We start from the raw sequence: 22,716 nt of genomic DNA, 5'->3' as shown, positions 1-22,716 counted from the left end.
CAAACCAAGTTGCAACCTGTCTAGCATACGGTCCTACCCATGCTCGGTCTCCCGTGGACCCGGTATCACCATTGCCATGCGACAGGAAGCAATCTCTTATGGCCAGCACGACCCTAGGCGTTAAAGTCGACGACGCGCTCCGCGACCGGCTGAAGGCCGCCGCGCAAAAGCTCAATTGCACGCCCCACTGGCTGCACAAGCAGGCGATTCTTGCCTACCTGGACAAGATCGAGCGCGGCCACCTGCCTGCCGAGATGTCTCATCTGGGTATGGATGCAGGCGGCGACGACGAATCGGGCGAGGGCCATGCCACGCCCACGCCGCCGTTCTACGAATTCGGCCAGGACGTGCAACCGCAGTCGGTGTTGCGCGCGGCCATTACCGCGGCCTATCGGCGCCCCGAGCCCGAGTGCGTGCCCCTGCTGTTGGGCCAGGCCCGCATGCCCAACCTGGAAAAGATCCACGCCATGGCCGCCGACCTGGTCAGGAAGTTGCGCGGCAAGCGCAGCGGCGGTGGGGTAGAGGGACTGATCCAGGAATTCTCGCTGTCCAGCCAGGAAGGCGTGGCGCTGATGTGCCTGGCCGAGGCGCTGCTGCGCATTCCCGATCGCGCCACGCGCGATGCGCTGATCCGCGACAAGGTCGCCCGCGGCGACTGGAAGTCGCACATGGGCGGCTCGCAATCCCTGTTCGTCAACGCCGCCACCTGGGGGCTGATGATCACGGGCAAGCTGGTGGCCGTGAGCAGCGAGCAATCGCTGTCCAAGGCGCTGACCCGCCTGATCGGCAAGGGTGGCGAGCCGCTGGTGCGCAAGGGCGTGAACATGGCCATGCGCATGATGGGCGAGCAATTCGTGTCGGGGCAGACCATTTCCGAAGCGCTGGCCAACAACCGCAAGTTGGAGGCACGCGGCTTCCGCTATTCCTACGACATGCTGGGCGAGGCCGCGACCACGGCCGAGGACGCCGACCGCTATTACGCGTCGTACGAGCAGGCCATCCACGCGATAGGCAAGGCCGCGGCGGGTCGCGGAATCTACGAAGGCCCGGGCATCTCGATCAAGCTATCTGCCTTGCATCCGCGTTACTCTCGCGCCCAGCGCGAGCGCGTCATGGCTGAATTGCTGCCGCGCGTGAAGGCGCTGACCGTGCTGGCTCGCAGCTACGACATCGGCCTGAATATCGACGCCGAGGAGGCCGACCGCCTGGAAATATCGCTGGACCTGCTGGAGGCGCTTTGCTTCGAGCCCGAGCTGGACGGTTGGAACGGTATCGGCTTCGTGATCCAGGCCTACCAGAAGCGTGCGCCCTTTGTGATCGACTACGTGATCGACCTGGCCCGCCGCAGCCGCCATCGCGTAATGGTGCGCCTGGTCAAGGGCGCGTACTGGGACAGCGAGATCAAGCGCGCCCAGGTCGATGGCCTGGAAGGTTATCCGGTCTACACGCGCAAGGTCTACACGGATGTGGCCTACCTGGCCTGCGCCCGCAAGCTGCTGGGCGCGCCGGAGGCGGTGTTCCCGCAGTTCGCCACGCACAACGCCTACACGCTGTCGGCCATCTACCAGCTGGCGGGCCAGAATTACTACCCCGGCCAGTACGAATTCCAATGCCTGCACGGCATGGGCGAACCCTTGTACGACGAAGTAGTGGGCCCGTTGTCCCAAGGCAAGCTCAATCGCCCGTGCCGCATCTACGCGCCGGTGGGCACGCATGAAACCTTGTTGGCCTACCTGGTGCGCCGCTTGCTCGAAAACGGCGCCAACACGTCCTTCGTCAACCTGATCGGCGACGAGAGCATCCCGGTCGAGCAACTGGTGGCCGACCCGGTGGAAGCCGCCGCGCGCATCGTGCCGCTGGGCGCGCCGCACGAGAAGATTCCGCTGCCGCGGGAACTCTATGGCGATCCGCAGGAAGGCGCCCGGGCCAATTCGGCGGGCCTGGACCTGAGCAATGAACATCGCCTGGGATCGCTGTCCGCCGCCTTGTTGGCGAGCGCCGCGATGCCGTGGCGCGCCGGGCCCATGCTGGGTGAAGGCGAGGGGGCTTGGGATGCCGCCCGCGCCATCGAGGTTCGCAACCCCGCCAACCTGCGCGACGTGGTGGGCCACGTGATCGAGGCACAGGAAGCGGAGGCCGAGGCCGCGCTGCGTGCCGCCGCCAATACGGCGCCCATCTGGCAATCCACGCCGGTGACCGAGCGCGCCCAGTGCTTGCGCCGTGCCGCGCAATTGCTGGAAGAGCAGATGCAGACCTTGCTTGGCCTGATCGTGCGGGAGGCCGGCAAGTCGCTGCCCAACGCCATCGCCGAAGTACGCGAGGCCGTGGACTTCCTGCGTTATTACGCGGACCAGGCCGAGGCGGAGTTCAGCAACGATACGCATCGCCCGCTGGGCACTGTGCTGTGCATCAGCCCCTGGAATTTTCCGCTGGCCATTTTCACGGGCCAGGTGGCGGCCGCGCTGGCCGCCGGCAATACGGTGGTTGCCAAGCCCGCCGAACAGACGCCGTTGATCGCCGCGCAAGCCGTCGCCATCCTGCGCGCGGCCGGCGTGCCGGCCGGGGCCGTGCAGCTGCTGCCGGGCCGCGGCGAAACCGTAGGCGCGCAACTGGTTGCCAGCCCGAGCGTGCGCGGTGTGATGTTTACCGGATCCACCGACGTCGCGCGCATCATCGCCCGCACGCTGGCGGACCGCCTGGACGACGCCGGTCACACCATCCCGCTGATCGCGGAGACCGGCGGCCAGAACGCCATGGTGGTGGATTCCTCGGCGTTGTCGGAGCAGGTTGTGTTCGACGTGCTGACCTCCGCGTTCGATTCGGCGGGCCAGCGTTGCTCGGCGCTGCGCGTGCTGTGCGTGCAGGAAGACAATGCCGACCACGTGCTGACCATGCTGCGCGGCGCGATGCGCGAACTGAGCGTGGGCAACCCCGACCGCCTGTCCGTGGACGTGGGGCCCGTGATCGACACGGAAGCGCGCAATGGCATCCAGCGCCACATCGAGACGCTGCGCACGGCGGGCCACCGCGTCGATCAGGTGGAACTGAATGGCGAATGCCGCCATGGCACCTTCGTGCCGCCCACCATCATCGAAATCGACCATATCAGCGAACTGACGCGCGAAGTGTTCGGCCCCGTGCTGCACGTAGTCCGCTACAAGCGCGATGAGCTCGACGCCTTGCTGGACGCTATCAACGGCACCGGTTATGGCCTGACATTCGGCGTGCATACGCGCATTGATGAAACCATTGCGCACGTGACTGGCCAGGTCCACGCGGGCAACGTTTACGTGAACCGCAATATCGTGGGCGCTGTGGTGGGCGTGCAGCCCTTTGGCGGCGAATGCCTGTCCGGCACCGGCCCCAAGGCCGGCGGTCCGCTCTACATGTATCGCTTGCTGGGCACGCGCCCGGCTGGCTTGCCACCGGCCCTCGATGCGGCAGCGCCCTTGCCGCAGCGCATTGCGCTGCCGGGCCCGACCGGCGAAACCAATACTTATGTGGTCGAGCCGCGCGGCGCGGTGTATTGCGTGGCCGCCACCGAAGCCGGCGCGCGGGCGCAATGGTCGGTCGCCAGACTGACCGGCAACCATGCCTGGTTCGCGGACACGCCGGCGGCGCAGGCGCTGTTGGCGTCGCTGGACGCCAGCCAGCAGGAGCAGGCAGGCATTCTGGCCGATGACGAGGTCGACCAGGCGGACTATCAAGCCGTGCTGTTCGAAGGCGATGGCGACGCGCTGCGGGCGCTGAACCAGCGCATCGCGCAGCGTCCGGGGGCCATTCTGTCGGTGCATGGCCTCACGTCCGACGCGATCGCGGCGGGCGCCAGCTATGTCCCGGAACGCCTGCTGGCGGAGCGCTCCCTCAGCGTCAATACGGCAGCGGCGGGCGGCAACGCCAGCCTCATGACCATCGGTTGAGGCCGGCTGTGGGCAACCCTTGGGTATCCAAGGGTTATCTCCAATATCGGCCGGGGTTGCACTGGAAGCAAAATCCGGTCGCACCTCAAATCCGGAAGTCGCAACCCGGCTTCCGGATCTTGCAGAATTTGCAGGCGCAAGCTCCCGCTACATCGGGCTTGCAGTAGTGAAAAACCAAAAGCCTGGCTAAAAGCTCAGGTATAACAAGGTCTTAAGTCCGACACTCGGAGGATACCCATGAAGTTCCGCACCACTTTGAAGCTTCTCGCCGCCAGCATCGCCGCCGCCGGCATGGCCGCCTCCGCGCAGGCAGCCGACGTCAAGTTCGGTTTTGCCGCGCCGCTGACCGGTCCGCAATCGCACTATGGCGAAGACATGCAGAACGGCCTGAACCTGGCCCTGGAAGAAGCCAACAAGAAGGGCATCAAGGTCGACGGCGAAACCGCCAAGTTCGTGCTGGTGTCGCGCGACGACCAGGCGGATCCCCGCGTCGGTGTGCAGGTTGCCCAGCAATTGGTCGACCAGGACGTGGTCGGCATCCTGGGCCACTTCAACTCGGGTACGACGATCCCGGCTTCGCGCGTCTACCATGAAGCCGGCCTGCCCCAGATCGCCATGGCGACTTCTCCCGAATACACCAAGCAAGGCTACGAGACTACCTTCCGCATGATGACCAGCGACACCCAGCAGGGCGCCGCGGTCGGCAAGTTCATGGTGGAAAAGCTGAAGGCCAAGAAGGTCGCCATCATTGATGACCGCACCGCTTATGGCCAGGGCCTGGCTGACGAGGTCGAGAAGGCCGTCAAGGCGGCCGGCGGCCAGGTCGTGCGCCGCGAGTACACCACCGACAAGGCCAATGACTTCACCGCCATCCTGACCAACATCAAGGGTTCCGCTCCCGACGCCATTTTCTATGGCGGCCTGGACGCGCAATCCGGTCCCATGAAGCGCCAGTTGGCGACCCTGGGCCTGAAGGCGCCGCTGGTTTCGGGTGAAATGACCCGCAGCGATACCTTCATCAAGCTGGCGGGCGATGCCGCCGATGGCACCTACGCCTCGCTGGCCGGCGTGCCGCTGGACAAGATGGCCGCGGGCAAGGACTTCGAGCAGCGCTACCAGGCGCGCTTCAAGAAGGCGCCTGGCGTGTACGCGCCTTACGCCTACGATGGCGCGTGGAACATGATCTCCGCCATCGAGCAGGCCGGTTCCGCCAAGCCCGAGAAGTACCTGCCGGCCCTGGCCAAGCTGAACCGCAAGGGCGCGACCAGCGAGCACATCTCGTATGACGCCAACGGCGATTTGAAGGAAATCTCGGTCACCATCTACGAAGTCAAGAACGGCAAGTGGGAGATGGTTGAAACGATGGTCAGCCAAGCCAACTAAGGCGGTTGGACCCGGGCGGGAAGCCGGCTGCGCGCCGCGTCCCGCCCGCTTTGCAGCGTGCGCGCCGTCCGGCGCGCGCCACGCGCGGCGCCGTGGCAGGCCCGAGGGCCGCCACCGCGCGATTTTTCCAGGCTTATTCCGCGGCCCCTATGGATATCTTCATTCAACAACTGATTAACGGCGTCACGCTAGGCAGCGTGTACGCCCTGGTCGCCCTCGGCTACACCATGGTGTACGGCATCATCGGGTTGATCAACTTCGCGCATGGCGACGTCGTCATGATCGGCGCGATGGCAGCGACCACCATTGCCATTTCGCTGGTGGGCGGTGATCCCTCCACGTCCGCCTTCGTCGTGCTGGGCGTCGGCTTGCTGGTGTCCGTGCCGCTGTGCATGGCGGTGGGCTGGACCGCCGAGCGCGTGGCTTACAGGCCACTGCGCCGCGCGCCCCGCCTGGCCGCGCTGATCACCGCCATCGGCGTGTCCATCATCCTGCAGAACGTGGCCATGATGGGCTGGGGCCGCAACTACCTGAACTTTCCGCAGGTGCTGTCGCCGCAGGTGTTCGAGATCGGCGGCGCGCGCATGAGCTCGCTGCAGATCGCCATCGTGGTGATCGCCGCCCTGATCATGGGCGGGCTGCTGGCCGTGGTGCACAAGACGCGGCTGGGCACGGCGATGCGCGCCACCGCGCAGAACCGCGAAGTGGCCGGGCTGATGGGCGTGAATATCAACACCGTCATTTCGGCAGCCTTCCTGATCGGATCTGCGCTGGCCGCGGTGGCCGGCATGATGGTGGCGACCTACTACGGCGTGTCCCAATACACCATGGGCTTCATGCTGGGGCTGAAAGCCTTCACGGCCGCGGTGCTGGGCGGCATCGGCAATCTGGTCGGCGCCATGGCGGGCGGCCTGCTGCTGGGCATCATCGAATCCCTGGGCGCCGGCTACATCGGCGACCTGACGGGCGGCTTCCTGGGCAGCCACTATCAGGACGTGTTCGCGTTCTTCGTGTTGGTGCTGGTGCTGATCTTCCGTCCCTCGGGCCTGCTGGGCGAACGCGTGGGAGACCGGGCATGAGCACAACCCTGAAGAACAGCGGGTTCTCGACCCGCAACCTGATCGGCATCGCGCTGATCGGCGTGGTCCTGGCGGTGCTGCCGTTTGTCATCGGCATGGCCGGCCAGAGCTGGGTGCGCATCCTGAACTTCGCCTTGCTGTACGTGATGCTGTCGCTGGGCTTGAACATCGTGGTGGGCTTTGCCGGATTGCTGGACCTGGGCTACATCGCGTTCTATGCGGTGGGCGCCTACACCTGGGCGTTGTTGGCTTCGCCGCATTTCGGCCTGCACCTGCCGTTCTGGGCGATCCTGCCGATCGCGCTGGCGGTGGCGTGCCTGTTCGGCGTGCTGCTGGGGGCGCCCACGCTCAAGCTCAGAGGCGATTACCTGGCCATCGTGACCTTGGGTTTCGGCGAGATCATCCGGATCTTCCTGAACAACCTGAATGCGCCGGTCAACATCACCAACGGACCGCAGGGCATCAACCGTATCGACACCTTCAAGGTAGGCGAATTCGCTTTCGGCCGCACAGAGAGCCTGCTGGGTCTGCGCGTGACCGGGCCCGAAAAATACTACTACCTGCTGCTTGCCCTGACGTTGATCATCGTAGTGGTCTGCGTGCGCCTGCAGAATTCGCGCATCGGCCGAGCCTGGGAAGCGATTCGCGAAGACGAGATCGCGGCCAAGGCCATGGGCATCAATACCCGCAACATCAAGCTGCTGGCGTTCGCGATGGGCGCGTCCTTCGGCGGCGTGGCGGGCGCATTGTTCGCGTCGATGCAGGGCTTCGTCAGTCCCGAGAGCTTCTCGCTGATGGAATCCATCTCCATCCTGTGCATGGTGGTGCTGGGCGGCATGGGCCACATCCCGGGCGTGATCCTCGGGGCGTTGATCCTGGCGGCGCTGCCGGAGTTCCTGCGCGCAGTGGTCGAACCCGTTCAACACATGCTGTTCGGTGCCGTGGTGCTGGATCCCGAAGGCATCCGCATGCTGCTGTTCGGCTTGGCCATGGTGTGCGTGATGTTGTTCCGTCCTGCCGGCCTGTGGCCCTCGGCGGTGCGCAAGCGTGAACTGGCGACGAAGACCCAAGGAGGCGCGGCATGAGCAAACTGCTGCAAGCCCAAGGATTGGGCAAGCGCTTCGGCGGCCTGCAGGCGTTGTCGGACGTCAGCTTTGATATCGAGCAGGGGGAGATCTACGGCCTGATCGGTCCCAACGGCGCGGGCAAGACCACGCTGTTCAACGTGCTTACGGGCCTGTACATCCCGGAAGAGGGCAACTGCACTTTCAACGGCGAATCCATGACCGGCAAGAAGCCGCATGAAGTCGCCTATGCGGGGCTGGCGCGCACCTTCCAGAACATCCGGCTGTTCGCCAACCTGAGCGCCATCGAGAACGTGATGATCGGCCGCCACATGCGCACGCGGTCCGGCGTGTTCGGCGCCGTGCTGCGCACGCGCGCCACGCGGGCCGAAGAGGCCGCGACGGAAGCGCGGGCTCAGGAGTTGCTGGACTATGTCGGCATCGGCCATCGCGCCAACGACGTCGCGCGCTCGCTTCCCTATGGCGACCAGCGGCGCCTGGAAATTGCGCGCGCCCTGGCCACCGATCCCAAGTTGCTGGCGCTGGACGAACCGGCGGCAGGCATGAACGCGTCGGAAACCGTGGTGTTGCGCAAGCTGGTCGAGAAGATCCGCGCCGACGGCATCACCGTGCTGCTCATCGAGCACGACATGAAGCTCGTCATGGGCCTGTGCGACCGCGTGCTGGTGCTTGAATACGGCAAGGTGCTGGCCATGGGCAAACCCGCCCAGGTGCAGCGCGATCCCAAGGTCATCGAAGCGTATCTGGGCGCCGGCGCTGCGCAGGATCCGCAGATTCATCAGGAGCGCCCGGCATGACGGCAGCATCCCAACCCCTACTGGAATTACGGGGCCTGCAGGTCTCTTACGGCGGCATCCGCGCGGTGCGCGGCATCGACCTGCGTGTGGACGAAGGCGAGCTGGTCTGCCTGATCGGCGCCAACGGCGCCGGCAAGAGCACCACGTTGCGCGCTATCTGCGGACTGGTGCCGCTGGCAGGCGGTGAAGTGGTTTACGCGGGCCAATCCGTCGGCGGGCAGAAATCGCACGAGCTGGTGCGGCGCGGCCTGGTGATGGTGCCGGAAGGGCGTGGCATCTTCGGCCAGCTCACCATCGAGGAAAACCTGGCGATGGGGGCCTACATCCGCCGCGATGCGGCCCAGATCCGCCAGGACACCGACCGTGTCTTCACGCTGTTCCCGCGCCTGGCCGAGCGTCGCAAGCAGGCGGCCGGCACGTTGTCCGGCGGCGAGCAGCAGATGGTGGCGATGGGCCGCGCGATGATCGCGCGCCCCAGGCTGCTGTTGCTGGACGAGCCCTCGATGGGCCTGGCGCCGCTGATGGTGGAGAAGGTCTTCGAAGTGGTGCGCACCATCGCCAGCGAAGGCGTCACCATTCTGCTGATCGAGCAGAACGCGCGCCTGGCATTGGAAAACAGCCATCGCGGCTACGTGATGGAGTCCGGCGAGATCATCCTGTCAGGTCCCGCCGGCGACATGTTGCACGATCCCAAGGTGCGTGCGGCCTACCTGGGTGAGTCGGAGTAGGGCGGGGCCGGGATCTTCTGGGCGGCAGGGCTTCGAGCTTGCGGATGTCAGGGTTCTTTAGCCGCCGAGGCTGCCCTGCGCCATTCCGATGCTCGCCCCGGCGGGGCTGCGCTTCGTATGGCTCCGGGGTCCTCGGCTGACAGTCGCGCAATGCGCTGGTTTTAGACCGCGTTCATGGGCAGATGCCGTGAGGCGGCGGCCGGGCGGAGGGATCCGAAGCGCAGCCCCATTGGGGCGAGCATCGGAATCCCGCAGTCCGGACGTCGGCGGCGCAAGAACCCTGTCTCATAAGAAGGAAGTGCGGGGCGGCAGGGCTTCGAGCTTGCGGATGTCAAAGTTCTTTAGCCCGCCGAGGCTGCCCTGCGCCATTCCGATGCTCGCCCCGCTGGGGCTGCGCTTCGTATGGCTCCGGGGTCCTCGGCTGGTAGTCGCCCCATACGTTAGTCTTGGACCCCGTTCATGGGCAGGTGCCATGAGCCGGTGGCTGGGCGGAGGGATCCAAAGCGCAGCTCCATTGGGGGGGGCATCGGAATCCCTCAGTCCGGACGTCGGCGGCGCAAGAACCCTGTCTCATAAGAAGGAAGTGCGGGGCGGCAGGGCTTCGAGCTTGCCGATGTCAGTGTTCTTTAGCCCGCCGAGGCTGCCCTGCGCCATTCCGATGCTCGCCCCAATGGGGCTGCGCTTCGTATGGCTCCGGGGTCCTCGGCTAGCGGTCGCGCAATGCATTGGTTTCGGACCGCGTTCATGGGCAGATGCCATGAGCCGGTGGCCGGGCGGAGGGATCCGAAGCGCAGCCCCGCCGGGGCGAGCATCGGAATCCCGCAGTCCGGACGCCGGCGGCGCAAGAACCCCCAGCCTTGCGAAACCAAACGCCAGCGATTCAGCCTAAGATGCCCTAAGCCGGTGCGCGTTCACGGTCTACGGCCGCGACCACGCCGGCGTCTATCAGCGCATCGATTTCCTGTTCTCCGTAGCCGAACTCTCCCAGGATGGCGATGCTGTCCTCGCCCAGGCGCGGCGCCGCGCGATGATACTGGGCGGGTGTGGCCGACAGCTTCACGGGCATGCCCACGGTGCGCACCTTGCCGGCCACCGGGTGATCCTGTTCCACCACCATGCCGCGTGCCAGCGTCTGCGGATGCGACAGCGCCTGCGCGATCGAATGCACCGGCCCGGCGGGCACGCCGGCCTCGTCGAAAACGTCCAGCCATTCCTGCGCGCTGCGCGTCTCCAGGATGGCCGACATCTCTGCCACCAGTTCGTCGCGGTTATTCATGCGGTCGCGGTTGCGGGCGTAGCGCGGATCGTCCGCCCACTGCGGCTTGCCCAGCGCCTGCGCGATGCGCTGCCAGTTCTTCTCGTTGGCGCCGCCGATGATGATCCAGTCGGTGGCCGTGGGGAAGGCCTGGTAGGGTGCGCTGAGTACGTGCGCAGAGCCCGTGGGGCCGGGCGAAACCCCGCTGCCGAAATAGATGGCGGCGTGCCAGTACAGCTGCTGCAGGCTGGCTTCGAGCAGGGAAGTTTCTACGATCTGGCCTTCGCCGGTGCGTTGCTTGTGCTGGTAGGCCGCGAGCACGCCGAATGCCGCCAGCAGGCCAGCGTTGATATCTGCGACGGAGTTGCCGGTGCGCAGCGGCGGCCCGCCCGGTTCGCCGGTAATCGCCATCAGGCCGGAAAAGCCTTGGGCCACGAGATCGAAGCCGCCTTTATCGGCGTACGGGCCGGTGGTGCCGTAGCCCGATACCGCGCAGTAAATGAGGCCGGGATTTTCCTGGCGCAGCGTGTCGTAGCCCAGACCCAGCTTTTCCATCGTGCCTTTGCGGAAGTTCTCCGTCACCACGTCGGCGTCGCGGATCATACGCAGCAGGACCTTTTTGCCTTCCGGGTGCTTCAGGTCCAGCGCGATGGCGCGCTTGTTGCGGTTGAGCATGAGGTAAGGCGCCGAGATGCCGTTGATTTGCGGATCGCGGTACTGGCGTGAATCGTCTCCGCCATCGAGCTTTTCGACCTTGATGACGTCGGCGCCCATGTCGGCCAGCATCATGCCGCAGGTTGGACCGGCCATGATCTGCGACAGCTCGATCACGCGCATGCCGGTGAGCGCGCCGGCGGGGCGCTGGGTATCGTTGTCCATGAATCCTCCTAGTTTGCGTTCAGCGGGCATTGAATTGCGGCTTGGCCTTGGCCAGGAAAGCCTGGTAGCCCGTGCGGAAGTCCTCGGTGTCGAAGCAGTCGAAGGCTTCATCGCGATCCGCGTCCGAGAGCGCCTTGCCGCTCACCAGGTTGCGGATGAACTTCTTGTGCCAGCGCGCGACCAGCGGCGCGCCATCGGCGATGCGGCGGGCGGCGGCCCGGGCTTCCTCGGCAACCTGGGCGTCGGGCGCCACGCGAGTGACCACGCCCAGGCGCAAGGCTTCCTGCGCATCGAAAATCGTGCCCTCCAGCAGCACTTGCAACGCGGCGGACGGACCGACCAGGCGCACCAGCGGCGCCAGTTCGGAATACGACATGACCAGGCCAAGATTCTTGATGGGCACGCCGAAACGCGAGCTCTCGCCGCAGATGCGGATATCCGCCAGGCTGGCTATCTCCATCCCGCCGCCCACGCAGATGCCATGGATCTGCGCCACCACCGGGTGGCGGCAATTGCCGATGGCCTCTATGGTTCGGCGCATGACGGCGCCGTACTCGACAGCCTGGCGCTTGTTGCTGCGCGCGGTCTCGAATTCACTGATGTCGTTGCCCGGCGAGAAGGCCTTCTCGCCCGCGCCGCGCAACAGCACGCAGCGCACGCTGTCGTCGGCATCCAGGTCCAGAAAGGTGTCGCCCAGCAGCCGCCAGCTGTCTATGGTGAAGGCGTTGAGCTTTTCCGGGCGGTTCAGCACCACGGTCACGATGTCGCCTTCGCGCTGGCGCAGGATGGGGGAGGAGTCGGGGGTGGGAGTAGCGCTCATAGTGTTCCTTTGCATGGGCGGGGGCGGGCCCCCGCCGGGTCGCTGCGGGTTACTGCTTGCTCAGGCCCAGGCTGGCGGTGAGCTTGCCGTACTTGCTCCATTCGTCTTGCACATAGCTTGCGAAGGCCGCGGGATTGGCCGGTCCGCCGCCCAGTTCCATGCCCTGGTCGGCCAGCTTGGCCTTGATATCGGGGTCGGCCAGCGTCTGGCTTAGGGCTTGATCAAGCTTGTCCAACACTGGCTTGGGCAGCTTGGCCGGAGCCAGCACGGCGTACCACTGCACGATGTCCAGGCCCTTGATGCCGGACTCGGCCAGCGTGGGCACGTCGGGCAGGCGCTTGCTGCGTTCGGTGCTGGTCACCGCCAGCGGCCGCAGCTTGCCGGCCTGAATCTGGTTGATGGCGCCCGGCAGGGTGTCGAAGTTCATGTCCACGCTGCCGCCCAGCAGGTCCGTCATGGCCTGGCCGCTGCCTTTGTACGGCACGTGCTCCATGCTGACGCCGGCAATCTGCGAAAAGCGCGCGGCGCTAAGGTGCTGCGGGCTGCCCATGCCGGAAGACGCATAGGTCAATTGCTTGGGTTTGGCGCGGGCGTCGTCCACCAGGTTCTGCACGCTGGCGTAGCTGTGCTTGCTCGGATTGACCACCAGTACGTTCGGTACGGAGCCGATGTAGCGCACCGGCGTGAAATCCTTGATCGGGTCGACGCTGGACTGCACGACATAGGGCGCGGCGACGGTGGATTGCATATTGGCGAGCAACAGGGTGTAGCCGTCGGGATCTGCCTTGGCTACGAAGTCGGCCGCGATCAGGCCGGAGGCGCCAGGCTTGTTCTCGACCACGACTTGCTGGCCCAGCAGCGAGGACAGGCGGGCGGACAGGATCCGGGCCGACACGTCCGTGCCGCCGCCGGGCACGAAACCGACGATCAGGCGTACAGGTCTTTCCGGCCATTTCGAGGCGTCCTGCGCCAGGGCTGGGCTGGCGGCGGCAAGGCCGGCGGACAGCGCCAGGGCGCCGGTCCAGGCGCGAGCGTGCTTATGCATATGGGTCTCCTTGGTGGATGTAAGCCTGCCCGCGTGTTGCTTGCTCTATGATGGGGTCAGGTTGGTATTCCTTTGGTGTTTGGTATACCAGATACAAAAAATAGTCGATTTAGCGAGTGCGAACAACTCATGGCTAACCCTGAAGTTATGGACCAGTCCGTCCCCGATTTGGCCATCCATCACCCGACGCTGCCCGCCGTAGTGGCCGAAAAACTGCGGCAGCTCATCATCGACGGCACCTTCAAGCCGGGCACCTGGTTGAACGAGCGGGATCTGTGCGATCAATTGAAGATTTCGCGCACGCCGCTGCGCGAGGCCTACCGCATGCTGGCCTCGGACGGCCTGGTGACCCTGCAGCCCAAGCGCGGGGCAATGGTGATCGAGCTGTCGGCCGATGACATCGAAAACATTTTCGACGTGCTGTCGGTGCTGGAGGGGTTGGCGGTGCGCAGTGCCGCCGAGCGCGCGACGGACGCGGAACTGGCGCATATCGCGCGATTACACGCGCAGATGCTCCAGGGGTATGAGCAGCGCGACATACGCGCGTACTTTGCGGCCAGCATGGGCACGCATATCGCCATCAACCGGGCCGCGCACAACCCCGCGCTGACCCATTCCTACGACCGGCTGAACCTGCAGGTGCAGGCGCTGCGCTACAAATCCAACTTCGACATCGATGAATGGACGGCGGCGGTGGCCGACCACGAGGCTTTCGTGCGTGCGCTGATGCAGCGTGACGGCGAACTTGCGGAGTCCCTCATCCGCAAGCATGTGGGCAGCAAGAAGACCTACAACCTGCGTGGCCGCGCGGGCGGCGCGCCCAAGGCCTGAGCGTCCACCCGCGTGCGCGCCGACGCGTTCAGGCCGGCTGCGGCACCACGCGCTTCCTGCCTATCATCAGCGCGATGACGGCGGCAGCCAACCCCGTCATGCCGGAGATGACGAAGGCCATGAGATAGCTGCCTTGGGCTTCGCGCACGGCGCCGGCCATCCAGGCGGCGCTGGCGGCGCCCAGCTGGTGGCCGGCGACGATCCAGCCGAACACGATAGAGGCGTCGCGTTCGCCGAAGGCTTCGGTGGTCAGGCGCAGCGTAGGCGGTACGGTGGCGATCCAGTCCAGGCCGAAGAAGATGGCGAAGATCGACAGGCTATAGAACGAAAAGTCCGAATAGGGCAGGTAGATCAGCGACAGCCCCCGCAGACCGTAGTAGACGAACAGCAGCTTGCGGGGATCATAGCGGTCGGTCAGCCAGCCGGAAGCAGTGGTGCCGATCAGATCGAATATGCCCATCAGGGCCAGCAGGCCGGCGGCCTGCACCTCGGGCATGCCATGGTCGCCGCAAAGCGCGATCAAGTGCGTGCCTACCAGGCCGTTGGTGGTGAAGCCGCACACGAAGAAGGTGGCGAACAGGAACCAGAAGGTACGGGTACGGGAGGCCCGCGCCAGCGCGCCGAAGGTGGCGGTCAGCATGCCGGTGCGCGGCGCGGCCGGCGCGGGCGGCGCATGGGGATCGCTGCCGAAGGGCACAAGCCCCACGCTGGATGGACGGTCGGGCACCAGCCACCATGCCAGCGGCACCAACGCCGCCGCCGCGGCCGCCACGGCCCACACTACCCGGGTCCAATCGCCCGACGAGGCCAGCGCTGCCAGAACCGGCAGGAACACCAGCGTGCCGGTAGCAGAACTGGCGGTCAGCAGTCCCATCATCACGCCGCGATGCTTGGTGAACCAGCGGTTGACGACCGTCGCCCCCAGCACCACCGCGACCGCGCCGGAGCCCAGCCCCGAGAACACGCCCCAGGTAAGCAGCAGGTGCCAGGACTGGGTCATGAAGGCGCTGGCGGCGCTGGACGCCGCCATCAGCGCCAGCGCGCTGATCAGCACCCGGCGCAAGCCGAAACGTTCCATCGCGGCGGCGGCGAAAGGCCCGACCATGCCGTACAGGAAGATCCCGACAGCGGCCGCCAGCGAGATGGTGCTGCGGCTCCAGCCAAACGCTTCTTCCAGGGGAACCAGAAGCACGCTGGGTGAAGAGCGCAGGCCGGCGGAAACCAGCAGGGACAGGAAAATCACCGCGACGACGACAAAAGCGTACTTTTGGCCGGCGCGCCGGAAAGGGACGGGAGGGTGGGCTATACTCATGTTACTGACCGGTACGTAATGGGGTTTGCGAATAGTACGTACCGGTCAGTAACATCGTCAAGCGATTTTTCGTCGCATCCGTCATCCGGAAAAGGAGCCCATCTATGGCCAGCAAGACTACTGCCGCGGCCCGGCCCGCCTCCAAGCCGCCGCTGGCGGCCGAGCGCATCCGCAAGACCGCGCGGGAGATGTTCTATCGGGACGGCATCCGGGCGGTGGGCGTGGACGCCATCGTCAACGAGGCAGGGGTGACCAAGCCCAGCCTGTACCGCAGCTTTTCGTCCAAGGATGAGCTGGCGGCGGCGTATCTGCGCGATTACGACGCCGAGTTCTGGGCGCGTTTCGATGCCGCGTGCGCGGCGCACCCCGGCGACCCTCGCGCCCAAGTCCTCGATTATCTGTCCGGCCTGGGCGCGCGCGCGGTACAGAACGGGTATCGGGGCTGCGGCCTGACCAATGCGGCGGTGGAGTATCCCGAAGCGGGGCATCCCGCCCGCGCGGTGGCGGTGGAACACAAAGCGGAACTGCGCCGGCGTCTTGCGGCCATGGCAGCGGAAATGGGGGCGGCCGACCCCGAAGCGTTGGGCGACGGCCTGTTGTTGCTGTTCGAGGGCGCCTTCGTCTCCAGCCAGCTGTTTGGCGAAGGCGGGCCTGCCGGCCGCGTCGCGCAGATGGCGGACAAGCTGATCCAGGCGCATCTGGGGGTTCCCGGCGTATCCACCGCTCCAGGCGCGGCGCGGGACTGAAGGGCCCGCCGGCACCAGGCTGGTGCACGCGATAGTGCGTACCTGCACCATTTTTGGTGTTTGTACCCATTGCGCAACGCACAAAAAAATGGTTGAAGATTTTTATTGCGGCGCAGCAAGCGCGGGTCTAAGATGGACTCGTGTTGTTCCACATCGCTTTCTCAAGGAGAGAACCATGAGCGATACCGCGCTGAAGAATGCCCGCATGTCGGATGAGCTGGAACGTACCCTGATCCGTGACGCCATCGTTGCGGAAAGCCTGTCCGGCCATGCCTCCGGTTCGCGCTGGCTGCGCCTGAAAGTGCGTCTGTCCGCTTTCGGCGGCGCGGTGGGCGAGGTGCTGCATGACATGGACGCCGGCCGCCGCCAGCATCCGGTGGTCTCTGCCTACCATTGATGGGTCCCAGTGCGATGCGCACACCGCATCGCGAGCAAAAGCGCCGGCCATGCAGCCGGCGCTTTTTCATTGTGCCGGCATTTTCTCTTCCAGGATTTCGCGCAGGCACACAATGAATTGCCGCGCGGCAGGCGTCAGCTCGCTGCCGCGGCGGTGTATGACGCACACCTGCAGGATCGGCAGTGGATCTTCAGGCTCCAACAGGCGGATGCCCAACTTGCCGAAGACGGCTTTTGCCAAGGGCTCGATGAACAGCCCGATATGATCCGTCTGTGACACCAGGGCCAGCGCGGCGCTGAGCGAATCTCCCTGCACTACGCGGCGCGGCACGGGCAAGTCCAGGGCCGCGAACAGCCGGGTCGTGGCCGAGAGCGGATCGCCGCCATCGCCGGGCAGGGCCCATTCGGCATCCAGCAGGTCACGGATCGAGCGGCGGTTGCGCAACGGATGTTGCTTGCGCATGCCCACCACCAGCCGGACCGGAAACAGCGGCAGGCAGATGAACTCGTCCTGCAGCAACTCCGGATCCGCATGCATGACCGCGAAATCGACCTGCGGTTCGCGCAGCCGCGCAAGCATGCCGGCGGGACCGGCTTCGCTGACGTGCAAGGACACCCCAGGCCGCCGTTCGCGCAGCCGCTGGAATGCCGGCACGAACAGCGTTTGCGCAAACGCCGCGCTGACCGCCATGCGCACCTGGCCGGCATTGCCGTCGCGCAGCTGGGCGACTTCCTCGCGCGCGCGCCGCAGGTCATCAAGCAGCAGGCGGGCTCTGGGCAGCAGAGCTGCGCCGCAGTCGGTCAGTTGAATGCCCTTGACGCTGCGTTCCACCAGTGGCGCGTCGAGCTCGCGTTCCAGCTCGCGCACGATCTTGGTCACCGCAGGCGCTGAAACGCCCAGGCTGCGCGCGGCCGCGCGTATGCTGCGCTGGGTGGCGACGGCGACAAAGGCGTGCAACTGGTTGGGCTTCATGGGTGGGCACGCTTTATATGTAAACCTAATGGAACCGATGATAAGAGAATTTTGGCTTTTCGGTTTACATAGCCCTCCCTAGAATGCGCGTGAGAGCGTATGCGCCGGCGTCCCGAGATTAGCGGAGTCGGTGGAACACGCGCCCCGTGGGATATTGGGATGGGTATGGATCTTTTGGCGGCGATGCGGATTTACGTGCGCGTCGTCGAACGCGAGACGATGTCGGGCGCCGCCCGCGACCTGGGCATGGGCCAGCCGGCCGTCAGCGAACGCATCGAGAAACTGGAGCGGTTCCTGGGCGCCACTTTGCTGCTGCGCACGGGGCGCGCCCTGAAGTGCACGGAAGCGGGCAGGGTCTTTTACGAGCGAAGCCAGGGCCTGTTGGCTGGCGCCGCAGAGGCGGCCGAGGCTGTCTGGTCCGCGAACCAGGAGATCGGCGGCACGCTGCGGATTGCCGCCGCGCACTGTTATGGCGAGAAAGTCGTGGTGCCGACGATCATCGCGGCGCGAACCGAACACCCTGGCTTGCTGGTGGACCTGGTCCTGAACGACGACCTCGTGGACCCGGCGGTGGAAGGCGTCGATCTGTCCATCCGTCTTGGCAGCGCAGGGGACGGGCGCTATCTTGCATATCCATTAGGCGAGGTGGATAGCGTGCTGGTCGCGGCGCCGGAGTACCTGGATCGCTGCGGCCGGATCGCCAGCGGGGAGGACCTGGCCGGGCATCCGTTCATTCGGGTCAAGGACACCTTTCCGAACGGGGTCCTGCCCATGCTGGACGGTGCAACGGGCAGCGCCGTGTTTGCACCAATCCGCACTGCCGTCACCACTACTCACTGGCGCGCGATGTACGACATTATTCTGGGCGCGGGCGGGATAGGCGTTGTCCAGCAACCGGCCTGCGCCGCCGAACTGGCATCCGGCAGGCTGGTGCGCCTGTTGCCGGACCACGGTCTGCGCGCATTGCCGGTGACCGCGCTGGCGCCGGCGCAACGACCGCTGCCGCGCAAGACGCGCGCCATGATCGGCATGCTGCGCCAGGCCATCGCGTCACGTCCGGCCGGGGCGGCGGCAGCGGGACTTCGCGAAGCTGCCCGCTTGCCCCGGCTTCAGACCAACATGTCCGCCACCAGATAACCGTCCAGCAGCAGGATGCCGACCGTGGCCGCGACCGCGGCCCAGGCCCAGCCGCCGTGCAACACATACTTGCCCATCAGGCTTTTACGGCAGGCCAGCAGTACCAGGGGGCCCAGCGCGAAGGGCAGAGCCAGGCTCAGGATCACCTGGCTCAGTACCAGCAAGCCGTCCGGGTCCTGGCCGCCCGTGAACGCCAGCAGCCCAATGGCTGCCGCTCCTGCCACCAGACGCGTGGCCAGGGCGCGCCGGCGGTCGGACCAGCCACTGCGGACCTGGAAGCCGTTGGACAGGATGCGGCCGGCCAGCACGCCGGTGATGGTGGAGCTCTGTCCGGCAGCGTAAAGCGCGATTGCAAACACGATGGCTGCGCCCACGCCCAGCGTCTGGCCGATGACGGCGTGCGCGTCGTCCAGGCTCCCGACGATGATGCCCGAACCGGAAAGCGAGGCGGCCGCGACGATCATGATGGCGGCGTTGATCAGCATGGCCACGCTCAAGGACACGATGGTGTCGTTGCGCGCGACGCGCATGGCGATGTCGCGCGCGACCGGCGGCAAATGCTGGGCGCGCTGGGCGAGCGAGCCGGAATGCAGGTACAGGTTGTGCGGCATCAGGGTGGCGCCCAGGATGCCCAGGGCGATCAGGAAACCCTGCGGGTCGCGCAATGCGCGGCCGGTCTGCGTGACGCCGTGCGCCACCTCGGTCCAGGCGGGGTGTGCCTTGAACAGCAGGAACACGAAGGACAGGGCGACCACCGAAAGCAGCAGGGCGATGAAACGCTCGTGCCGGTCCGCGTTGCCGCGGGTCAAGGCCAGCACCGCGAAGGTGCCAACCCCGGTGGCTGCCACGCCCGCGATCAGCGGCAGGCCGAACAGCAGGCGCAACGCAATCGCGCCGCCGATGAGTTCCGCCAGGGCCGTTGCCAGGATAGCCGCCTCGCCGGCCAGCCAGGCGGTTCGGGCCAGGCGCGGGGACAAGTGGCGCGCTGTCAGCGTGGCCAGGTCCTGCCCGGTGGCCAGTGCGACGCGGGACACCAGGATCTGAAAGCCGAGGGCCAGCAGGGCCGAGGCGACGACGACCAACAGCAGGCCGTAGCCGAAACCGCTGCCGCCCGCGATATCGGTCGCCCAGTTGCCCGGGTCGATGTAGCCCACGGCTACCAGGATGCCCGGGCCCGCGATGCGGCGCAGTCCCGCCGACACCTGGACGTCCTGCGCCAGCGCGGTCCTGCCGCTGGATATCGCGTAGATGAATTGCCCCATGCTTGCTCCTGAGAATGATTCTCATCATCCGCTTGGTAGGCGAGCCCGTCAAATTGATTTTGGACAAACAGGGGATAGGGCGGCCCAATGGCGCCGCCTTGCCAGACGGGCCACGGGCCGGGGCGTGATCAGGACTTGAGCTTGGCGTCCATGGAGATCTTGGCGTTCAGCACCTTGGATACGGGGCATCCTTTTTCCGCCTTGCGGGCGGCATCCTCGAAGGCTTGCGCACTGGCGCCGGGGATGACGGCCTCGACGGTCAGGTGCACGGCCGTGATGGCAAAGCCGTCGTCCACCTTGTCCAGCGTGACCTCGGCCTTCGTGTCCAGGCTTTCCGCGACCATGCCCGCCTCCGAGAGGATATTGGACAAGGCCATGGTGAAGCAGCCGGCGTGCGCCGCGCCCAGCAGTTCCTCGGGGTTGGTGCCAGGGGTATCTCCGAAACGGGTATTGAAGCCGTAGGCCTGGCTCTTGAGCGCGCCGCTCTGCGTGGAGATCGTGCCTTTGCCGGTCTTCAGATCGCCCGACCAGTGGGCGGTTGCAGTTTTCTTCATGCGTGACTCCTGTGAAAGGGCCGCGCCCGTCGCGAGCGCGGCCGGTGTGGAGGGGCGCGAGCCGCCGGCGGGGGCGGGGCGCGATGCCTGGGATGGCATCGACGATGATACGGCCGGCCAGGGCTCACGGCGCGGAAAGCGACTGCGCGTAACGGCAAGCCGATGTAACCGCGCGTCGCGAGCGGGGTTCTTGATGTGGGTCGCGAAGCGGCTCGCACCCATGAGGCAAAATACGGGCATCTGCTTAAACTTTGCCGAGAACCGCTGTTATGTCTCTTAAGCTTGTCCGCTATGCCTGCGCCGTGGCGCTGCTCGCCCCCGCGTTGTCCGTCCAGGCCGAAATCGTAATCGGCGTGGATGTGTCCACGACCGGCCCGGCCGCCGCCATCGGCATCCAGACCAATAACGCGATCCGTCTTTGGCCCGCCACGCTGGGCGGTGAGCCCGCGCGCTATGTGGTGCTGGACGACGGCACCGACGTCAGCCGGGCGGTGAAGAACATGCGCAAGCTGACCTCGGAAGACAAGGTCGACGCCATTGTCGGGCCCAATACCACGGCCGCCGCCCTGGCGGGCCTGGATGTACTGGCCGAGACCGGCACCCCCATGATTGCGCTGGCCGCGTCCAGCGTCATCGTCGAGCCGCTGTCGGATCCGAAGCGCGCCTGGGCCTTCAAAATGCCGCAGAACGATTCGTTGATGGCCACCGCGCTGGTTGCGGATATGAAGAAGAAGGGCCTGAAGAACGTGGCCTTCATTGGATTCGCGGATTCCTACGGGGACAGCTGGTGGAAGGAATTCACCGCTGCCGCCGGGACCGACCTGACCATCGTCGCGCAAGAGCGCTTCCAGCGCACGGACGCCTCAGTGGTCGGGCAGGTGCTGAAGGTCATTGCCGCCAAGCCGGACGCAGTACTGATCGCCGGCGCGGGCACGCCGTCCGCCCTGCCGCAGAAGACGCTGCTGGAACGCGGCTATACGGGCGCCATCTACCAGACCCACGGCATCGGGACCCTGGAATTCCTGCAGGTCGGCGGCACGGATGTGGAAGGCACCTTGTTCCCGACGGGCCCTGGCGTGGTGGCACGCGAACTGCCGGACGACAACCCCGTAAAGAAGGTCGCGGTGGCTTTTGCCGACAAGTACGAAGCGCGTTACGGCGCCAACACGTTGACGCAGTTTGCGGGTGACGCCTACGGTGCCTGGGTGCTGCTGGACTCGGCGGTGGCTCGCGCGCTGAAAACCGGCGCCAAGCCCGGTACGGCGGAGTTCCGCGTGGCGTTGCGGGATGCGTTGGAAAACACGCGTGACCTGGTCGTGCCCAATGGTGTGCTGAACATTTCCAAGGACAATCATCAAGGCTTCGATGAACGCGCCCGTGTCATGGGCGTGGTCAAGAATGGCCGCTTTTCCTACGCGGAATAAGCGGGGACATATCTCCCTACTGTTTGTAACCTGTCCTGACGCCCCATAGGGGCCGGGGCATGAAAAGCAGGCTTGAGCCTGCTTTTTTTGGGTCATATCATTCGTATCGAAATCATTTAATGGCGTATTATTTTTGGTGAACACATATACCTCGAAATAAATATAGGAGAAACTGCCATGAGCCTGATCCGATCCAGACGTTTGCTGGCCGCCTTGAGCCTGGGTGTGTTGGCGGCATGTTCCGACTCCGGATCCGACAAGGCTGCGCCGGCCGCGAACGCGCCGGCTGCCGGATCCACCCTGGACGCCGCCAAGGCCGCGGGCAAGATACGCATCGGCTACGCCAATGAAGCGCCTTTTGCCTATATGGACAGCAAAGAGGCCAAAGTCACCGGGGAATCCGTGGAGATTGCCCGAGTGGTGCTCAAGCGCATGGGCATCAATGAAGTGGAGGGCGTTCTCACTGAATTCGGCTCCCTCATTCCGGGCTTGCAGGCCAAGCGTTTCGACGTCATCGCGGCGGGTATGTACGTCACGCCCGAACGTTGCCAGCAAGTGGCATTCTCGGATCCCACGTATGGGGTCGGCCAGTCCTTCCTGGTCAAGCAGGGCAATCCCAAGAACCTGCACAGTTACGAAGACGTGGTGAAGAACCCCGAGGCGAAGCTGGGTGTCGTGGTGGGCGCGATCGAAGCCGAGTACGCCTCCAAGATCAAGGTCCCGCCGGCGCAGGTCGTCGTGTTTCCCGACGCGGTCAGCGCGCTGTCCGGCGTGCAGGCCGGGCGCGCCGACGCTTACGCGGCCACGGCGCTCACGGTCAATGACCTGATGGGCAAGACCAGCGCGGCCAGCGGCCTGGAAAAGGCCGATCCTTTCAAGGATCCGGTGATTGACGGCCACGACGTGCGCGGCTATGGCGCCTATGCCTTCCGCACGGAGGACAAGGCCTTTGCCGAGGCTTTCAATGCCGAACTGGCCAAGTTCATCGGCACGGAAGAACACCAGAAGCTGGTGGCGCCTTTCGGCTTTACGCCACAAGAACTGCCCAAGGGGGTCACGGCCGCCAAGCTGTGCGCGGGCCAGTAAGGAG

The 22,716-nt window shown here is 65.7% G+C and carries 19 protein-coding genes; 12 read left to right on the top strand and 7 right to left on the bottom strand.

Going from position 1 to position 22,716, the window contains the following annotated elements:
• The first annotated feature begins 98 nt into the window (after nt 1–98).
• The 6 genes from putA to CEY08_RS19080 all read left to right on the top strand — a co-directional run bounded on the left by putA (nt 99) and on the right by CEY08_RS19080 (nt 8,992).
• Nucleotides 99–3,920, top strand: a complete 3,822-nt coding sequence (putA, locus tag CEY08_RS19105; protein ID WP_076814389.1) for a trifunctional transcriptional regulator/proline dehydrogenase/L-glutamate gamma-semialdehyde dehydrogenase — start codon at nt 99–101, stop codon at nt 3,918–3,920.
• Between the two features lie 237 nt (nt 3,921–4,157).
• Entirely contained in the window at nt 4,158–5,303 is a 1,146-nt protein-coding gene (locus CEY08_RS19100; RefSeq protein WP_063642376.1) for a branched-chain amino acid ABC transporter substrate-binding protein, read from the top strand.
• Between the two features lie 149 nt (nt 5,304–5,452).
• Nucleotides 5,453–6,382, top strand: coding sequence for a branched-chain amino acid ABC transporter permease (locus tag CEY08_RS19095; RefSeq protein ID WP_042797170.1), 930 nt, complete (start codon nt 5,453–5,455; stop codon nt 6,380–6,382).
• Nucleotides 6,379–7,467, top strand: coding sequence for an ABC transporter permease subunit (locus CEY08_RS19090; RefSeq protein ID WP_063642377.1), 1,089 nt, complete (start codon nt 6,379–6,381; stop codon nt 7,465–7,467). The genes CEY08_RS19095 and CEY08_RS19090 overlap by 4 nt, the downstream gene beginning before the upstream one ends.
• Nucleotides 7,464–8,264, top strand: a complete 801-nt coding sequence (locus tag CEY08_RS19085; protein WP_076814387.1) for an ABC transporter ATP-binding protein — start codon at nt 7,464–7,466, stop codon at nt 8,262–8,264. Before CEY08_RS19090 ends, CEY08_RS19085 begins: the two co-directional genes overlap by 4 nt.
• Complete coding sequence (locus CEY08_RS19080; protein ID WP_042794188.1) at nt 8,261–8,992, top strand: ABC transporter ATP-binding protein; 732 nt, start codon at nt 8,261–8,263, stop codon at nt 8,990–8,992. Before CEY08_RS19085 ends, CEY08_RS19080 begins: the two co-directional genes overlap by 4 nt.
• A gap of 895 nt (nt 8,993–9,887) precedes the next feature.
• On the opposite strand, the gene CEY08_RS19075 is transcribed toward CEY08_RS19080, so the two are convergent.
• Genes CEY08_RS19075 through CEY08_RS19065 form a run of 3 tightly spaced genes read right to left on the bottom strand, consistent with a single transcriptional unit; the run spans nt 9,888 to nt 12,991 of the window.
• Nucleotides 9,888–11,126: a CaiB/BaiF CoA transferase family protein gene (locus CEY08_RS19075; RefSeq protein WP_076814384.1), complete on the bottom strand. Its 1,239-nt coding sequence runs from the start codon at nt 11,124–11,126 to the stop codon at nt 9,888–9,890.
• Between the two features lie 19 nt (nt 11,127–11,145).
• Nucleotides 11,146–11,946, bottom strand: a complete 801-nt coding sequence (locus CEY08_RS19070; protein WP_068979596.1) for an enoyl-CoA hydratase/isomerase family protein — start codon at nt 11,944–11,946, stop codon at nt 11,146–11,148.
• A 49-nt stretch (nt 11,947–11,995) separates the two neighbouring features.
• Nucleotides 11,996–12,991 (bottom strand): Bug family tripartite tricarboxylate transporter substrate binding protein, encoded by a 996-nt coding sequence (locus tag CEY08_RS19065; protein WP_042794186.1) that lies wholly within the window; start codon nt 12,989–12,991, stop codon nt 11,996–11,998.
• A 129-nt stretch (nt 12,992–13,120) separates the two neighbouring features.
• Between CEY08_RS19065 and CEY08_RS19060 the strand changes: the two genes are divergently transcribed.
• Entirely contained in the window at nt 13,121–13,822 is a 702-nt protein-coding gene (locus CEY08_RS19060; protein WP_223306499.1) for a GntR family transcriptional regulator, read from the top strand.
• Between the two features lie 28 nt (nt 13,823–13,850).
• On the opposite strand, the gene CEY08_RS19055 is transcribed toward CEY08_RS19060, so the two are convergent.
• Nucleotides 13,851–15,134, bottom strand: a complete 1,284-nt coding sequence (locus CEY08_RS19055) for an MFS transporter (RefSeq protein ID WP_042794183.1) — start codon at nt 15,132–15,134, stop codon at nt 13,851–13,853.
• Nucleotides 15,135–15,238: 104 nt separating this feature from the next.
• On the opposite strand from CEY08_RS19055, the gene CEY08_RS19050 reads away from it, so the two are divergent.
• Nucleotides 15,239–15,880: a TetR/AcrR family transcriptional regulator gene (locus CEY08_RS19050; RefSeq protein WP_076814382.1), complete on the top strand. Its 642-nt coding sequence runs from the start codon at nt 15,239–15,241 to the stop codon at nt 15,878–15,880.
• Between the two features lie 175 nt (nt 15,881–16,055).
• Nucleotides 16,056–16,277: a hypothetical protein gene (locus CEY08_RS19045; RefSeq protein ID WP_042794181.1), complete on the top strand. Its 222-nt coding sequence runs from the start codon at nt 16,056–16,058 to the stop codon at nt 16,275–16,277.
• 66 nt (nt 16,278–16,343) lie between these two features.
• On the opposite strand, the gene CEY08_RS19040 is transcribed toward CEY08_RS19045, so the two are convergent.
• A complete protein-coding gene (locus CEY08_RS19040; protein ID WP_076814380.1) occupies nt 16,344–17,249 on the bottom strand; it encodes a LysR substrate-binding domain-containing protein in 906 nt (301 codons plus the stop codon).
• A gap of 165 nt (nt 17,250–17,414) precedes the next feature.
• Between CEY08_RS19040 and CEY08_RS19035 the strand changes: the two genes are divergently transcribed.
• The gene (locus CEY08_RS19035; RefSeq protein WP_076814378.1) at nt 17,415–18,386 is read left to right on the top strand and encodes a LysR family transcriptional regulator; all 972 of its coding nucleotides are present in this window, start codon (nt 17,415–17,417) and stop codon (nt 18,384–18,386) included.
• Here CEY08_RS19035 and CEY08_RS19030 read toward each other — a convergent pair.
• Together CEY08_RS19030 and CEY08_RS19025 are read right to left on the bottom strand one after the other, a co-directional pair.
• Nucleotides 18,359–19,648: an Nramp family divalent metal transporter gene (locus tag CEY08_RS19030; protein WP_063642383.1), complete on the bottom strand. Its 1,290-nt coding sequence runs from the start codon at nt 19,646–19,648 to the stop codon at nt 18,359–18,361. The genes CEY08_RS19035 and CEY08_RS19030 overlap by 28 nt on opposite strands.
• A gap of 128 nt (nt 19,649–19,776) precedes the next feature.
• Nucleotides 19,777–20,202 carry an OsmC family protein gene (locus CEY08_RS19025; RefSeq protein ID WP_042794179.1) on the bottom strand — a complete coding sequence of 142 codons (426 nt, stop codon included), beginning with the start codon at nt 20,200–20,202 and terminating at the stop codon, nt 19,777–19,779.
• A 269-nt stretch (nt 20,203–20,471) separates the two neighbouring features.
• On the opposite strand from CEY08_RS19025, the gene CEY08_RS19020 reads away from it, so the two are divergent.
• Nucleotides 20,472–21,626, top strand: a complete 1,155-nt coding sequence (locus CEY08_RS19020; protein WP_042794178.1) for an ABC transporter substrate-binding protein — start codon at nt 20,472–20,474, stop codon at nt 21,624–21,626.
• Nucleotides 21,627–21,803: 177 nt separating this feature from the next.
• Nucleotides 21,804–22,712 (top strand): ectoine/hydroxyectoine ABC transporter substrate-binding protein EhuB, encoded by a 909-nt coding sequence (gene ehuB, locus CEY08_RS19015; protein WP_082884726.1) that lies wholly within the window; start codon nt 21,804–21,806, stop codon nt 22,710–22,712.
• The last annotated feature ends 4 nt before the right edge of the window (nt 22,713–22,716 follow it).

The sequence above is a fragment of the Achromobacter insolitus genome (genome assembly GCF_002209555.1).
GTDB classification, from domain to species: domain Bacteria; phylum Pseudomonadota; class Gammaproteobacteria; order Burkholderiales; family Burkholderiaceae_B; genus Achromobacter; species Achromobacter insolitus.
The sequence above is the reverse complement of the archived record's forward strand: the minus strand, read 5'-3'. Positions and strand labels throughout refer to the sequence as shown.